Annotated in this window: 14 protein-coding genes; 6 read left to right on the forward strand and 8 right to left on the reverse strand. The window is 70.4% G+C overall.

Features of this window, described 5'->3' with window-relative positions; translation table 11 throughout:
* Positions 1-6: 6 nt before the first annotated feature.
* Genes rapZ through HMF7854_RS09205 form a run of 4 tightly spaced genes read right to left on the reverse strand, consistent with a single transcriptional unit; the run spans position 7 to position 3,686 of the window.
* On the reverse strand, positions 7-936 hold the full coding sequence (rapZ, locus tag HMF7854_RS09190) for an RNase adapter RapZ (RefSeq protein WP_126718821.1): 930 nt from the start codon (positions 934-936) through the stop codon (positions 7-9).
* Positions 936-1,388, reverse strand: coding sequence for an HPr kinase/phosphorylase (locus tag HMF7854_RS09195; protein ID WP_126718822.1), 453 nt, complete (start codon positions 1,386-1,388; stop codon positions 936-938). The genes rapZ and HMF7854_RS09195 overlap by 1 nt, the downstream gene beginning before the upstream one ends.
* Positions 1,385-2,974 (reverse strand): sensor histidine kinase, encoded by a 1,590-nt coding sequence (locus tag HMF7854_RS09200; protein WP_420822361.1) that lies wholly within the window; start codon positions 2,972-2,974, stop codon positions 1,385-1,387. The genes HMF7854_RS09195 and HMF7854_RS09200 overlap by 4 nt, the downstream gene beginning before the upstream one ends.
* Complete coding sequence (locus HMF7854_RS09205; RefSeq protein ID WP_126718824.1) at positions 2,961-3,686, reverse strand: response regulator transcription factor; 726 nt, start codon at positions 3,684-3,686, stop codon at positions 2,961-2,963. The genes HMF7854_RS09200 and HMF7854_RS09205 overlap by 14 nt, the downstream gene beginning before the upstream one ends.
* A 185-nt stretch (positions 3,687-3,871) precedes the next feature.
* On the opposite strand from HMF7854_RS09205, the gene HMF7854_RS09210 reads away from it, so the two are divergent.
* The 3 genes from HMF7854_RS09210 (at position 3,872) to HMF7854_RS09220 (ending at position 6,709) form a co-directional block, all read left to right on the forward strand.
* A complete protein-coding gene (locus HMF7854_RS09210; RefSeq protein WP_126718825.1) occupies positions 3,872-5,485 on the forward strand; it encodes a phosphoenolpyruvate carboxykinase in 1,614 nt (537 codons plus the stop codon).
* Positions 5,486-5,600: 115 nt separating this feature from the next.
* Positions 5,601-6,050, forward strand: coding sequence for a hypothetical protein (locus HMF7854_RS09215; protein ID WP_126718826.1), 450 nt, complete (start codon positions 5,601-5,603; stop codon positions 6,048-6,050).
* A 53-nt stretch (positions 6,051-6,103) separates the two neighbouring features.
* Positions 6,104-6,709 carry a DUF937 domain-containing protein gene (locus tag HMF7854_RS09220; protein WP_126718827.1) on the forward strand — a complete coding sequence of 202 codons (606 nt, stop codon included), beginning with the start codon at positions 6,104-6,106 and terminating at the stop codon, positions 6,707-6,709.
* A gap of 57 nt (positions 6,710-6,766) precedes the next feature.
* Here HMF7854_RS09220 and HMF7854_RS09225 read toward each other — a convergent pair whose 3' ends face one another.
* Genes HMF7854_RS09225 through HMF7854_RS09235 form a run of 3 tightly spaced genes read right to left on the reverse strand, consistent with a single transcriptional unit; the run spans position 6,767 to position 10,075 of the window.
* Positions 6,767-8,623, reverse strand: coding sequence for a DUF885 domain-containing protein (locus HMF7854_RS09225; RefSeq protein WP_126718828.1), 1,857 nt, complete (start codon positions 8,621-8,623; stop codon positions 6,767-6,769).
* A complete protein-coding gene (locus HMF7854_RS09230) occupies positions 8,616-9,080 on the reverse strand; it encodes an NfeD family protein (RefSeq protein WP_126718829.1) in 465 nt (154 codons plus the stop codon). The genes HMF7854_RS09225 and HMF7854_RS09230 overlap by 8 nt, the downstream gene beginning before the upstream one ends.
* Entirely contained in the window at positions 9,077-10,075 is a 999-nt protein-coding gene (locus HMF7854_RS09235) for an SPFH domain-containing protein (RefSeq protein WP_126718830.1), read from the reverse strand. Before HMF7854_RS09235 ends, HMF7854_RS09230 begins: the two co-directional genes overlap by 4 nt.
* 74 nt (positions 10,076-10,149) lie before the next feature.
* Here HMF7854_RS09235 and HMF7854_RS09240 point away from each other — a divergent pair, with 74 nt between their 5' ends.
* A complete protein-coding gene (locus tag HMF7854_RS09240; protein ID WP_126718831.1) occupies positions 10,150-10,815 on the forward strand; it encodes a hypothetical protein in 666 nt (221 codons plus the stop codon).
* Positions 10,812-11,609, forward strand: a complete 798-nt coding sequence (locus tag HMF7854_RS09245) for an HpcH/HpaI aldolase/citrate lyase family protein (protein ID WP_126718832.1) — start codon at positions 10,812-10,814, stop codon at positions 11,607-11,609. Before HMF7854_RS09240 ends, HMF7854_RS09245 begins: the two co-directional genes overlap by 4 nt.
* Positions 11,610-11,663: 54 nt before the next feature.
* Here HMF7854_RS09245 and HMF7854_RS09250 read toward each other — a convergent pair whose 3' ends face one another.
* A complete protein-coding gene (locus HMF7854_RS09250; protein ID WP_126718833.1) occupies positions 11,664-12,068 on the reverse strand; it encodes a hypothetical protein in 405 nt (134 codons plus the stop codon).
* Positions 12,069-12,236: 168 nt separating this feature from the next.
* On the opposite strand from HMF7854_RS09250, the gene HMF7854_RS09255 reads away from it, so the two are divergent.
* The gene (locus HMF7854_RS09255; RefSeq protein WP_126718834.1) at positions 12,237-13,376 is read left to right on the forward strand and encodes a glycosyltransferase family 4 protein; all 1,140 of its coding nucleotides are present in this window, start codon (positions 12,237-12,239) and stop codon (positions 13,374-13,376) included.
* Positions 13,377-13,389 lie beyond the last annotated feature (13 nt).

Below are 13,389 nucleotides of genomic sequence, written 5' to 3' on the forward strand. Positions count from 1 at the left end.
TCAAACTTACTCGCTAGTATTCGTGTCCGAGGCTGCCGGGCCCGCCGAGGGATCTTCGATGCTGTCGCTGGGGGTCAGGGAGAGATCACGGTGGCGGATATTCGGCGAAAAGCCTTTCTTACGCAACCTTGACGCCATTTCCTCCGCCGCCGCGACCGACCGATGTCTCCCTCCGGTACAGCCGAAAGCGACCGCAATATAGGTCTTCCCGGCCGCGAAATAGCGCGGGATGAGGTCGGTGAGGAGGGCCTCGATGCTGTCGAGGGTCGGCTCCCAGCCCGGCTGCGCCGCCACGAACTCCTGCACCGGCGGATCGCGCCCGGTGAGGGGCCGGAGCGAGTCGACCCAGTGCGGATTTGGGCAGAAGCGCATGTCGAAGACGAGGTCGGCGGTGCGGCTGATCCCGCGCGCGAAGCCGAAGCTGCCGACCGTGACCACCGGCTGGTTGCGGTCCTCGCCGTAGCGGCGGCGAAGCTCGTCGCGCAGGTCCATCGGCGTGAGGTCGGTGGTGTCGATGATCGATTCGGCCGCGGTGCGCAGTCCCGCGGTCAGGTCGCGCTCGCGCGCCACCCCGTCCTCGGCGGGCCGGTCGAGCGCCAGCGGGTGGCGGCGGCGGGTCTCGTCGTAGCGGCGGATGAGCTCGGCGCCGGCCGAGTCGAGGAACAGGATCTCGGGCCTGACGCTGTCGAAGCCGCGGACCATCGCCAGCAGCGCCTCGGCATCGAAGCCGCGGCTGCGGGCGTCGATCCCCACCGCCATGTGGATCCCGCCATGGCCGGCGACCTCGGCGACGAACGCCGGCAGCAGCGCGAGCGGGAGATTATCGACGCACTCCCAGCGAAGGTCCTCGAGCGCGGCCAGCACGGTGGACTTGCCGGCGCCGGACATGCCGGTGACGATGAGCAGGCGCGGCAGGTCGGACCGCGCCGCCGGCATCAGAAGCGAAGCCCGAACTGGTCGAGCGCGAGCGACACCTTGGACGGCGCCGAGGCAGTCATCGCGTCGACGCTGATCAGCGGTACGCTGCTCCCCAGGATGATGCGCGAGCGGCTGTCGTCGGGCAGGCGCTGGATCTCGCTGGTGAGCTCGACCAGCAGCGCCACGGGCACGTCGTCGACGACCGGCATCGCGACGATCCCGATCCCGCGGATCTCCAGCTTGCCGCGGATGGTGGCCGGCGCGGTCGCCACCAGCGTGCCGTTGAGCTTCTTGACGATCGTCTGGTCGTCGCTGACCAGGGTGAAGCCGCGGTCGATCAGGCGCAGCGCGAGGTCCGACTTGCCGGACCCCGACAGGCCGCTGATCAGCACGGCGCGGCCGTCGATCGCCACCGCGCTCGCGTGCAGGGTTTCCGACGAGAGCCGGCTGGCGGTACCGCCGCCGTTCACGACCGGGCCTCCGCCGCCGGCAGGCGGATGATGAAGCGGGCGCCCGATGGCGCGTCGTCGCGGTCTGCCACACTGATCTCCCCGTCATGGCCCTCGACGATCGCGCGGGCGATCGCAAGGCCGAGCCCCGAATGCCGGCCGAACTCGTCGGCCTCGGGCCGTACTGAATGAAATCGGTTAAAGATGGCTTCTCGCGAGGCGGGCGGAACGCCCGGTCCCTCGTCGTCGATCCGCACCCGCACGTCTGCGCCAACCCGGGCGGCGGCGATCTCGACCAACCCCCCGGGCGGGGAGAAGCTGATCGCATTGTCGATGAGATTGTCGATCGCCCGGCTCAGCCGGTTGGGCTCGCCGAGGACGATCGTCGAGTTCTTCCGCGGCCGGGCAAAGGCGAGCCGGACGTCGCCCTTCATCCGCCGTTGGTCCCAGCTTCGGCACAGCTGCTCGATCAGCTCTCCGAGATCGACCGGGATGAAGCGGGCGCGGGCGAGCTCGGCGTCGGTCCGGGCCGCTTCGCCGATGTCGCCGACCAGCCGGTCGAGCCGCAGCACGTCCTGGCGGATGACGTCGAGCAGCTGCCGGCGGAGCGCCGGATCCTCGATCCGCTCGAGCCCGTCCACCGCGCTGCGCAGCGAGGCGAGGGGGTTCTTGAGCTCGTGGGTGACGTCGGCCGCGAACGCCTCGATATTGTCGAGCCGGTGCTGCAGCGTCCGGGTCATGTCGGCCAGCGCGCGGGCCAGCGTGCCGATCTCGTCGTGCCGCGCGGGCAGCAGCGGGACCCGCACCTCGCGGGCGCGGCCGAGCCGCACCCGGTGCGCGGCGATGGCGAGGCGGCGCAGCGGCCGGACGATGGTGCGCGCAAGGAAGATCGAGAGCAGGACCGACAAGAGGCTGATCAGGACCAGCGCGATGCCCAGCCGCGAGCGCTGCAGGCGGACGGTCCGGGTGATGTCGCGGTCATTGTCGGTCGACAGCAGCGCGCCGCCGCCGGGGATCGGCATCGCCGCGGAGAGGACCGGGGTCGCGTCGGGGGCCAGCCGGATCCGGCTCACCGAAGTGCCGCCGGCTCTGGCCTCCGCAATCTCGGGCCAGCCCTCGGCCCGGTCGTCGGCGGCCTCGACGAAGTCGGGCAGCCCCGGGTAGCCGACCAGCCGGTTGAAGCCGCGGTCGAGCGCGCGCGCCGCGGTCTTGTCCCAGCCCTGCAGCTTGGGATCGCGCAGGACGTAGGTCGGCGGCCCGTAGCGCCAGCTGTCGATGAGGAGCCGCCCGTCCGGTGCGAAGATGCGGAACCGGCTCCCGGTCTGGTCGCCGAGCGCGTGGAGCCAGGGCCCGACCCGCGCCTGCGGCAGCTCCGCGAGGCCCGCGCTGACCAGCTGCACCTCGTCCCGCGCCGTCCGCTGGCGCTCGCTGACAATCTGGTTGCGGAACGCGTCGAGGTAGAAGATAGAGAGCAGGAAGAGCGCGACGGTCAGGATGTTGACCGCCAGGATCCTGTAGGTGAGCGTCAGGCGCCCGGCGAAGTGCGGGGCCGGCGGCTCCTCCTCCGCTTCCGGCAACAGGGCCGGCCCGGGCTCACTCCTCGCCAAAGCGGTAGCCAACCCCGTAGAGCGTATCGATCGCGTTGAAGCTGGGGTCGGCGCCGCGGAACTTGCGGCGGATCCGCTTGATGTGGCTGTCGATGGTGCGATCGTCGACGAACACGTCCTCCTGGTAGGCGGCGTCGAGCAGCTGGTTGCGGTTCTTGACCACCCCGGGACGCTGCGCGAGCGCCTCGAGGATCATGAACTCGGTGACGGTCAGCGAGACCTCGCGCCCGTCCCACAGGACGCGGTGTCGCGCCGGGTCCATCGCCAGCCGCCCGCGGACGATCTGCGGCACTTCCGGCTCGGTCCCGCCGTCGGCGGCCTCGCCGCCGGCCGACAGCTCGGCGCGGCGAAGGATCGCGCGGATCCGGGCGATCAGCAGGCGCTGGCTGAACGGCTTGGCGATATAGTCGTCCGCGCCCATCGCCAGCCCGAGCGCCTCGTCCAGCTCGTCGTCCTTGCTGGTGAGAAAGATGACCGGCATCGCCCCGGCTCGGCCGCCGCCCTCGCGCAGCCGGCGCAGCAGTTCCATCCCGTCCATCGCCGGCATCTTGATGTCGAACACGCCGAGGTCCGGCACATTGTCGCGGATCGCCTTCAGCGCGGTCGCCGCGTCGGTGTAGACCCGGGTCACGAACCCCTCGGCCTGGAGCCCGATCGAGACGGAGGTCAGGATGTTGCGGTCGTCATCGACCAGCGCGATCACCTGGCTCATGGCGAAAGGTTCCCGGCCGCGCGCGTCATCCTTCCGGTCGTCTAGCGGTGGGACGGGGGCCAGACAAGCAAGGCCGCCGCTTTGCCACGCGGGAACTAAGTTGATAGAGGAGCGCTACGCATACGTATGCGGCGTCGGACCGAGCTGTCCGTGCGCCCTTTTATCTTAGCGGGAGGGTTTCCAACGTGAGCGAGCGTGTACCGAGCCATGGTCTTGAGGCGCAGGGGTTTGCGACCACGGCCGAACTGCACTGGAACCTGACCACCGCGCCGCTGGTCGAGCTTGCCGTGCAGCGTGGCGAGGGCGAGCTCGCCAAGGACGGGCCGCTGGTGGTCAAGACCGGAAAGCACACCGGCCGCAGCGCGCAGGACAAGTTCACCGTCCGTGACGCGGAGACCGAGAACAATGTCTGGTGGGGCAAGTCCAACAAGCCGATGGAGCCGGCGCACTTCGCCGCGCTGAAGGAGGACTTCCTCAAGGCGCTCGGCGAGAAGCCGACCCTGTTCGTGCAGGACCTCTACGGCGGCTCGCAGGCCGAGCACCGGGTCAAGGTTCGCGTGATCAACGAATATGCCTGGCACAACCTGTTCATCCGCACGATGCTGGTGCGGCCGAACGCGGGCGACCTGCCGGGCTTCGTACCCGAGTTCACCATCATCGACCTGCCGAGCTTCCGCGCCGACCCCGCCCGCCACGGCTGCCGCACCGAGACGGTGATCGCGGTCAACCTCAGCGAGAAGTTGATCTTGATCGGCGGCACCGAATATGGCGGCGAGATGAAGAAGAGCGTGTTCGGCCTGCTGAACTACCTGCTTCCGGAGCAGGGGATCATGCCGATGCACTGCTCGGCCAACATCGGCCAGAACGGCGACACCGCGATCTTCTTCGGCCTGTCGGGCACCGGCAAGACGACGCTGTCGGCCGATCCCAACCGCACGCTGATCGGCGACGACGAGCATGGCTGGTCGGACACCGCGGTCTTCAACTTCGAGGGCGGCTGCTACGCCAAGATGATCCGCCTGTCGGCCGAGGCCGAGCCGGAGATCTTCGCGACCACCAAGCGGTTCGGCACGCTGCTCGAGAATGTCGTGATGGACCCGGCGACGCGCGAGCTCGACCTCGACGACGCGACGCTCGCCGAGAACAGCCGCGGCGTCTATCCAATCGACTTCATCCCGAACACCTCGGGCGCCAACATGGGGCCGGTCCCGAAAAACCTCATCATGCTGACCGCCGACGCGTTCGGCGTGCTCCCGCCGATCGCCCGGCTCACCCCGGACCAGGCGATGTACCACTTCCTCTCGGGCTACACCGCCAAGGTGGCCGGGACCGAGATCGGCGTGACCGACCCCGAGGCGACCTTCTCGACCTGCTTCGGCGCGCCGTTCATGCCGCGCCACCCGTCGGTCTACGGCAACCTGCTGCGCGACCGGATCGCCAAAGGCGGGGTGACCTGCTGGCTGGTCAACACCGGCTGGACCGGGGGCAAGTTCGGCGTCGGCAAGCGCATGCCGATCAAGGCCACCCGCGCGCTGCTCAACGCCGCGCTCGACGGCAGCCTCAACAACGCCGAGTTCCGCAAGGACCCGAACTTCGGATTCGAGGTGCCGGTGTCGGTGCCGGGTGTCGACGGCGCGATCCTCGACCCGCGGACCACCTGGCCGGACAAGGACGAGTATGACCGCACCGCGGCCAAGCTCGTCGACCTGTTCTGCGACAATTTCGCGCAGTTCGAGGAGCATGTCGAAGAGGGCGTGCGCCAGTGCAAGCCCCGGGTCACCGTTCAAGAAGCGGCCTGAGGCCTTCCACAAGACGGTCGAGCAATGATGCCGCGCGCCGGGACCATGATGGTTCCGGGCGCGGCTCGCTGCGCCTTGCCGGCGCACCGCTCATTGCTCAACAACGAGGACCGTCATGACCAAGATGCTGACCCCGCGCCTGTTCGCGGACGATGAAGGCGTCGTCCGGGTCGGCGAGGGGCTGCTCGCCCGCTCGCTCCCGCGCGACGAATGGACCCACGAAGCGCACCTCGCGGCGACGCTCTACCTGCTGCTGCGGCGCCCCGACCTCGACCTCGATCGCGACCTGGCGGATATTATCCGCCGGTACAACGCGAGCGTCGGGGGCGTGAACAGCGACACCGAGGGCTATCACGAGACGATCACCCGCGCCTTCCTCCACGGCGTCCGGTTGTTCCTGGCGGAAGCCGACCGCTCGGCGCCGCTTCACCGGCTCGCCAACGAGCTGCTGCTCTCGCCGATGGGGCGCCGGGACTGGCCGCTGCGCTTCTGGTCGCGCGAGCGCCTGTTCAGCGTCGAGGCGCGCCGGCGGTTCGTCGCACCCGACCTTCGCACCATGCCCTGACCCGGAACGCCGGCCCGTCACGCTCATTGAACGGGCAAAACGGGAGACGAACCATGAGTATGCTTGACGCCCTGACCCAGGCCGGCGGTGCCGACGCGATTTCGCGCGAGCTCGGGGTCGACCAGCAGACGGCGCAGACCGGCATGGCGGCCCTGCTGCCGGCGGTGCTCGGCGGGATGCAGAACCATGCCGAGGGCCAGCCGCAGGGTCTCGGCGGGCTGATCGGCATGCTCGGCGGCCTCGGCGGCGGCGGGCTGATGGACAACGCGACCAGTGCCGCGCCGACCGACGTGTCACAGGGCAACGGCGTGCTCGGCCGGATCTTCGGCAACAAGGACAACAGTCGCGCGGTCGCCGACCATGCCGCGCAGCAGACCGGCCTCTCGCCCGACCTGCTGAAGCGGATGCTGCCGATCGTCGCGATGCTCGCGGCGGGCTATTTCTGGAAGCAGGCGCACAGCCATGGCGCGACCGCCGATGCCGGCGCCGCGGGGGGCGACCCCACCGGCGCAGCCCCGGAGACGCAGCACAGCGGCGGCCTGCTCGCCGGCGGGCCGAGCGGCCTCGGCGGGCTGCTCGGCGGCCTGTTCGGGCGCGACGGCGACACGTCCAACCCGCTCAACCGGATCCTCGGCGGCCTGACCGGCACCTCGCGCTAGGCCTGGTGCCGGCACCCGTCGCTCCGGCCAAGGCCGGGACGGCGGGTGCGGCGCCGGTCAGGCACGCCGGGTGCGGGCGATATAATCGTCGATGTTGAGCGCGAGCACGTCGAGCGGCACGTTGCCGCCCTGAACGACCGCGTCGTCGAAGTCCCTCAGGTCGTATTTCGCCCCGAGCGCGCGCTGCGCCTTGCCGCGCAGCTGGACGATCCGGTCCTGCCCGATCTTGTAGCCGCAGGCCTGGCCCGGCCAGCTGCAGTAGCGGTCGACCTCGCTCGCCACCTCGAGCGGATTGGAGCCGTTGCGGTCGACGAAGAACTGCACGCCCTGCTCGCGGGTCCAGCGCTTGGAGTGGATCCCGGTGTCGACCACCAGCCGGCAGGCCCGGAACGCGATCGACTGGAGGAAGCCGAGCCGCCCGACCGGGTCGCGGTCGTAGACTCCGAGCTCGTCGACCAGCTGCTCGGCGTAGAGCGCCCAGCCTTCCGAATAGGCGTTGAAGGCGAGGATGGTGCGGATGCGGGGGAGGGCGAACGTATATTCGCCCTGCCAGACGTGGCCGGGGATCGCCTCGTGCGCCGCGAGGTCGGGCAGGCTGTACTTGCTGTGGAGGTCGGGGGTCCTGAGATTGATCCAGAACTTGCCGGGGATCTTGCCGTCGGGCGAGCCGGGGCCGCCGAAGGCGCCGGGGGCGCCCTCCTGCTGGGCGACCGGGATCCGCTTCACCTCGAGGTTGCCCTTGACCAGCGTGCGGAAGGCGCGCGGGAGCACCGCGCGCATGATCTTCAGCCGCTCGCCGATGAAGGCGACGATCTCGGCGCGGCCCTTGTCGCCGTCGCTGAACTTGTAGCGCGGGTCCTTCGCCAGCGCCTTCATCCGCTCGCCGACCGACCCTTGCGTATAGCCGAGCGACTTCAGGATCGGGTCCATCCGGCCGTGCAGCTCGGCCAGCTCGGCAAGGCCGCGGCGGTGGATCTCGTCCGCCGACAGCTCCGTCGTGGTGCTCGCCCGCAAGGCATAGGCGTAATAAGCGTCGCCCGCGGGGCGCGACCACATGCCGGCGTCGTTGGTGGCCGCCGCGCGCTGGCGGGTCAGCTCCGCGATCTGCCGCTCGAGCGCCGGCGCGACCGTCTCCCGCGCGATTCGCGTCGCCTGCGGGCCCCACTCGCCCGGGATCTTGGTCGTGCGCTTGGTCAGCGAGGAGACGATGTCGCCGCCGTCGCGCGCGTCCTTGGCGGCGATCCCCAGTTGCCGCACCGCCTTGTCGATCAGGAAGGCCGGCGGGACCAGCCGCTTGGCCGCCGCCGCGCGCATCCGTCCCAGCTCGCCGTCGAGCTGCGCCGGGAGCTCGGCCAGGCGCGACAGATAGGCCTCGGCGTCAGTGCGGTTCTCGACCAGATGATCGGTGTCGAGGAAGCTCGGCGTGTCGAGATAGGCGCCGGTGTTCTGGCTGACCACATAGGGGCTGTTGCGATAGCCGCCGACCGCCACGTCGCCATAGGGCAGGGCGTAGCCCTTGAGCGCGGTGCGGTAGGCGCTCCTGACCACTTCGACGCTGGTGCGGTTCGCCGCGGACAGGCGCGACGTGTCGACCGCCTCGGCCCGGGCGAGGTTGCGACGGACCATCGCCGCGAACCTTTCCTGGCCGGCCTGGCTGCGGTCGCCGAGGTGGAACTTGGCCGCGGCGCGCGGGCCCTTGTCGATGTTGAGGCTGGTCGCGGTCTCGGGGGAGAGCGCCATATAGTCGTCGGCGACCTGCGCCAGCAGCCGGTCGGCCGCCGCGTCGGCGGCGCTGGCCGGGCGGGGCGAGGCCGGCGCCGCCGCCGGGGCTGCCGCCGCCTGGCCGGTCGCGGCGATCGTCGCCGCTCCCGCCAGCGCCAGCGCGTCCCGCCGGCTCACATACGCATCACTCATTCGTCTCTCCTGACAAGCGCTCGCGGGTCACGATCAGGCAGTTGCCCTCGACCGCGACGATCCTGACCTGGTCCCCGGCGTCCGCCGGGCCGCCCCGAGCGCTCCATTCGCCGTCGCCGACCCGGACCCGGCCGCCGTGCCCGTCGATCGCCCGGGTGACAAGCACCGAGCGGCCGATCAGCCGGGCCGAGCGGTCGTTGAGGTGCGGGTCGCTCGCCGGGGTGCCCGCCCGCGCGTAGATCTTGCGGCCGGCCATCACCGCGACCACCGCGTAGAGCGCGAACAGCAGCAGCTGCGCGGCGAGGCCGAGCGGGAAGAGCAGGGCGAACAGCCCGGTGACGATCGCCGCCGCGCCGACGAAGACGAGGAAGAAGCCGGGCGCGACGATCTCGGCGATCAGCAGCAGAACGCCGCCGATCGCCCAGATCCAGCCCGGTTCGAGCCCGGCCGGGATCATTGGCCGGCGGAGGGGAGGCCGGTCGGCGACGCGGGCGGGGCGACCCGCCGCTCGCGCGGGGCCGGGGCGGGGGCCTTCGCCGCATCGCCGCTCCCCAGCACTTCCTTCGCCAGCTCGCCGATCCCGCCCAGCGTCCCGATCAGCTGGGTCGCCTCGACCGGGAAGAGGATGGTCTTGGCGTTGGGCGAGGTGGCGAACTGGCTGATCGCCTCGACGTACTTCTGCGCGATGAAATAGTTGATCGCCTGCGCGCTGCCCTGCTCGATTGCGTCGCTGACCGCCTTCGTGGCGCTCGCCTCCGCCTGTGCCGCGCGCTCGCGCGCCTCGGCCTCGCGGAAGGCGGCCTCCTTGCGCCCCTCGGCCTGGAGGATCTTGGACTGTTTCTCGCCCTCCGCCCGCAGGATCTCGCTCGCGCGCAGCCCCTCGCTCTCGAGGATCGCGGCGCGCTTCTCGCGCTCGGCCTTCATCTGGCGGGTCATCGCGTTGACGATGTCGGCGGGCGGACGGATGTCGCGCAGCTCGACGCGAGTGATCTTCACCCCCCAGCTCTCGGTCGCATGGTCGACCACGCTGAGCAGCCGGGCGTTGATCTCGTCGCGCTTCGACAGCGTCTCGTCGAGGTCCATCGAGCCCATCACCGTCCGGAGGTTGGTCGTCGAGAGCGCGGTGATCGCAGTATAGAGGTCACTGACCTCGTAAGCCGCCTTGGCCGGGTCCAGCACCTGGAAGAAGACCACGCCGTCGACCGCCACCATGGCATTGTCCTTGGTGATGATCTCCTGCCCCGGGATGTCGAGCACCTGCTCCATCATGTTGATGCGCCGGCCCACCCGGTAGAAGAAGGCGGGGACGAAGTTGAAGCCCGGGTCGGCCACCCGAACGAACCGGCCGAAATGCTCGATCGTGTAGCGGTAGCCCTGGTGGACGATCTTGACGCTCATCATCACGAAAAGGACGACCAGGATCACCACGGCCATCAGAAAGCTGGTCAGCATGACTTCCCCCCAATTGGTCGCGCACTTATGAGCCGGCGAGGCGCAAGCTCAAACAGATTTCGGCGGGACGGCAGGTGACGGGCGAGACGGCGGAAGCGGACGGACGGAGCCGGGGCGAGCGCTACCGCGCGGACGGCTATGTCGCGCTTCCGCAGTTCTTCCCCACCGCGGTGCTCGACGCCTTCTACGGCCGGCTCGCCGCCGACCTCGACCTCGCCCGCAACGCCGCGCGCTACGCGGTGAACGGGCCGCTGCTGACCAAGCCGGCGATCGAGGTCTACAGCCACGCCTATGCGCCGCTCGCCGGCTTCCTGTGGGGGCTGACCCCGGCGGTGGCGGCGATCGCCGGCTGCCGGCTGCTCCCGACCTACGCCTATTTCCGCATCTACCAGCAGGGCGACGTCTGCCGGGTCCACGGCGACCGCCCCGCCTGCGAGCACAGCCTGTCGCTGACCCTCCAGCTCGACGACGACCGGCCGTGGGCGCTCAGCGTGGAGCGCGAGCGCCGCCCCGGGCTCGACCGGGTGGTCCAGGCGGACTTCGGCGAGGGCGCGTACGGCTCGGTCGCGATGCGGGCCGGGGACGCGGTCCTGTACCAGGGCGTCCACCATCGCCACGGCCGGCTCGAGCCCAACCCCAACCGCAGCTCGGCCCACCTCTTCCTCCACTGGGTGGATGCCGACGGCGCCTATGCCGGTGAGGCGTTCGACCAGCCCACCCTGCAGGGAGCGCAGCGATGACCCAGGTCTTGGCGGAGCGCCGCTCGCTCCTCTTCCTTCCCGCCTCCAACCCGCGGGCGATCACCAAGGCGCGCACGCTCGGCGTCGATGCCGTCGTTCTCGACCTCGAGGACGCCGTCCGCCCCGAGGCCAAGGTCGAGGCGCGCGCGGCCGCCGTCGCGGCGGTGGCCGAAGCCTGGTCCGGCGCGATCGGTATTCGCGTCAACGGGCTTGCGAGTGAGTGGCACGGCGCCGACGTGGCGGCGGTCGCCGCCTCGCGGGCGGACTTCGTGGTGGTGCCGCGGACCGACGGCCCGGCCGTGATCGCCGAGGTGGCCACGCTGACCGGCAAGCCGGTGGCGGCGATGATCGAGACTCCCGCCGGGGTGATCCACGCCCCGGCCATCGCCCGCGAGGCGGCCGCGCTGATCGCCGGCACCAACGATCTCCGGGCCGAACTCCGCATCCCGCCGGGTTCCGGCCGGACGCCGCTGTTCGCCGCGTTGCAGATGACGGTGCTCGCGGCCCGCGCCGCCGGCATTCCCGTGTTCGACGGCGTGTTCAACGGGCTCGAGGACGAAGACGGGCTCGCCGCGGAGTGCGCGGAGGGGCGGGCGTTCGGGTTCGACGGAAAGAGCCTGATCCACCCTGCCCAGGTGGAGGCCTGTCACGCGGCCTGGGCACCGCGCCCCGAGGAGCTCGACCGCGCCCGGCGGCTCGTCGCGGCGGCGAGCGGTGGCGCGGAGCGGTTCGAGGGCGCGATGATCGAGCGGATGCACGTCGAGGCGGCGCGCCGCCTCATCGAGCGGACATGAAAAAGGCCGCCGGATCGCTCCGGCGGCCCTTCCCTGTTGATCCTGACCCGGCGCTTAGGACGGGCTGAAGTTGCGGAAGTTCGCGCTGCTGCCCTTCGAGGCGATCAGCGCGCCGATCCCGACGACCGCGGCGAGCGCCAGCAGGAGCGGGAGGGCGCCGATGCCGGCACTGGCGGCGACCGGAACGGCCTCGACCGGAGCAGGCGGGGGCGGAGCGGCTTCGGTGGTCGGAACCGGCGCCGGGGCGTCGGTCACGGGCAGGACGCAACCGGCCGGCGCACCCTGCGCCGCGGTCGCTGCCGCCGCGCCACCGGCGCAGACCGCATTCGCCGCGCTCTGCACGCCGAAGGCGCTCAGCGCGACCCACGGGCTAACCGTCTGCGAAACCTGCGCAGCCGCAAAAGCCGGAGTGCTGAACGCCATCGCCACGCTGGCCAGCGACGCACCAAATTTGATCATTCCCCGCCTTGTCATCCGAGCACTCCGTTTACTTCTCCCACGGCTTTAGCCTCAGCAAGCCTTTAAGCCAAGTTATGAAACGACATAAATCGGGGTTAGTTGCGCATCGGTTCCATTCTCGTCCGAAATTGCTGGCTTCCCGCATCGGGGGCCCGCATGACGAACCGGATGAATGCCGCAAAACCCGAGATTGTCCTTTCTGCGAACAGTTGTTGGAACCTCGTAAATTTCCGGGGTGCGCTACTCAAGGGGCTGCAGGAACGTGGCTTTCAGGTCACAGGAGCGGCCCCGCTCGACGGTAGCGAGGGCCTGTTGTCCCGCGCCGGGGCGGCGGTCGAGCCGATCGCGATTCGAAGCGACGGCCTCAACCCGCTGGAGGATGCCCGGCTGGCGGTCCGCTACTGGCGGCTGCTGCGCCGCCGCCGCCCGGCCGCCTTTTGCGGCTTCACTGCCAAGCCGAACGTCTACGGCTGCCTCGCCGCCGGGCAGCTCGGCATCCCGGCAATCGCCAATGTGAGCGGGCTCGGGACCGCCTTCATCCGTGGCGGTTCCCTCGAGAAGCTGATCACCGGCCTCTACACCGCCGCGTTCCGGCGCGCCGCGCTCGTCTTCTTCCAGAACCGCGAGGACCGGGCGCTGTTCGTCGACCGCGGGATCGTCCGTCCGGAACAGGCGGGGCTCCTGCCGGGGTCGGGAGTCGATCTCGCGCGCTTCCGGCCGACGCGGCGAAGCGGCGACGCGACGGGCGAGACACGCTTCCTGTTCGTCGGCCGGCTGATCGGGGACAAGGGCGTGCGCGAGTTCGCCGACGCGGCGCGAATTGTCCGGGCGGCACGTCCCGACTGCCGCTTCGCGCTGCTGGGGCCGCTCGGCGTCGCCAACCGCACCGCGATCACCCGCGAGGAACTCGACGGCTGGGTGGGGGAGGGGATCCTCGACTATCGCGGCGCGGCGGACGACGTGCGGCCGCATCTCGACTGGGCCGACGCGATCGTCCTGCCCTCCTATCGCGAGGGATTGTCGCGGGTGCTGCTGGAGGGCGCGGCGATGGAACGGCCGCTGCTCGCCTCGGACGTGCCGGGCAACCGGGAGCTGGTTCGCGACGGGGTGAACGGCCTCTCGTTCAGCGTCCGGTCAGCCGATTCGATGGCAGAGGCGATGCTCCGCTTCGCCGCCATGCCCTTCTCGCAAAAGCAAATATTGGCGGCGGCCGCACGGCGGGGGGTGGAAGTGGAGTTCGACGAGGCTATAGTCGTCGAGCGCTACGTGAATGCAATCAGGGCGGCGATCGGGCCCGCCGCCGGCTGAGCAGCGCAGGGGA

This window comes from Sphingomonas ginkgonis (genome assembly GCF_003970925.1).
GTDB lineage: Bacteria > Pseudomonadota > Alphaproteobacteria > Sphingomonadales > Sphingomonadaceae > Sphingomicrobium > Sphingomicrobium ginkgonis.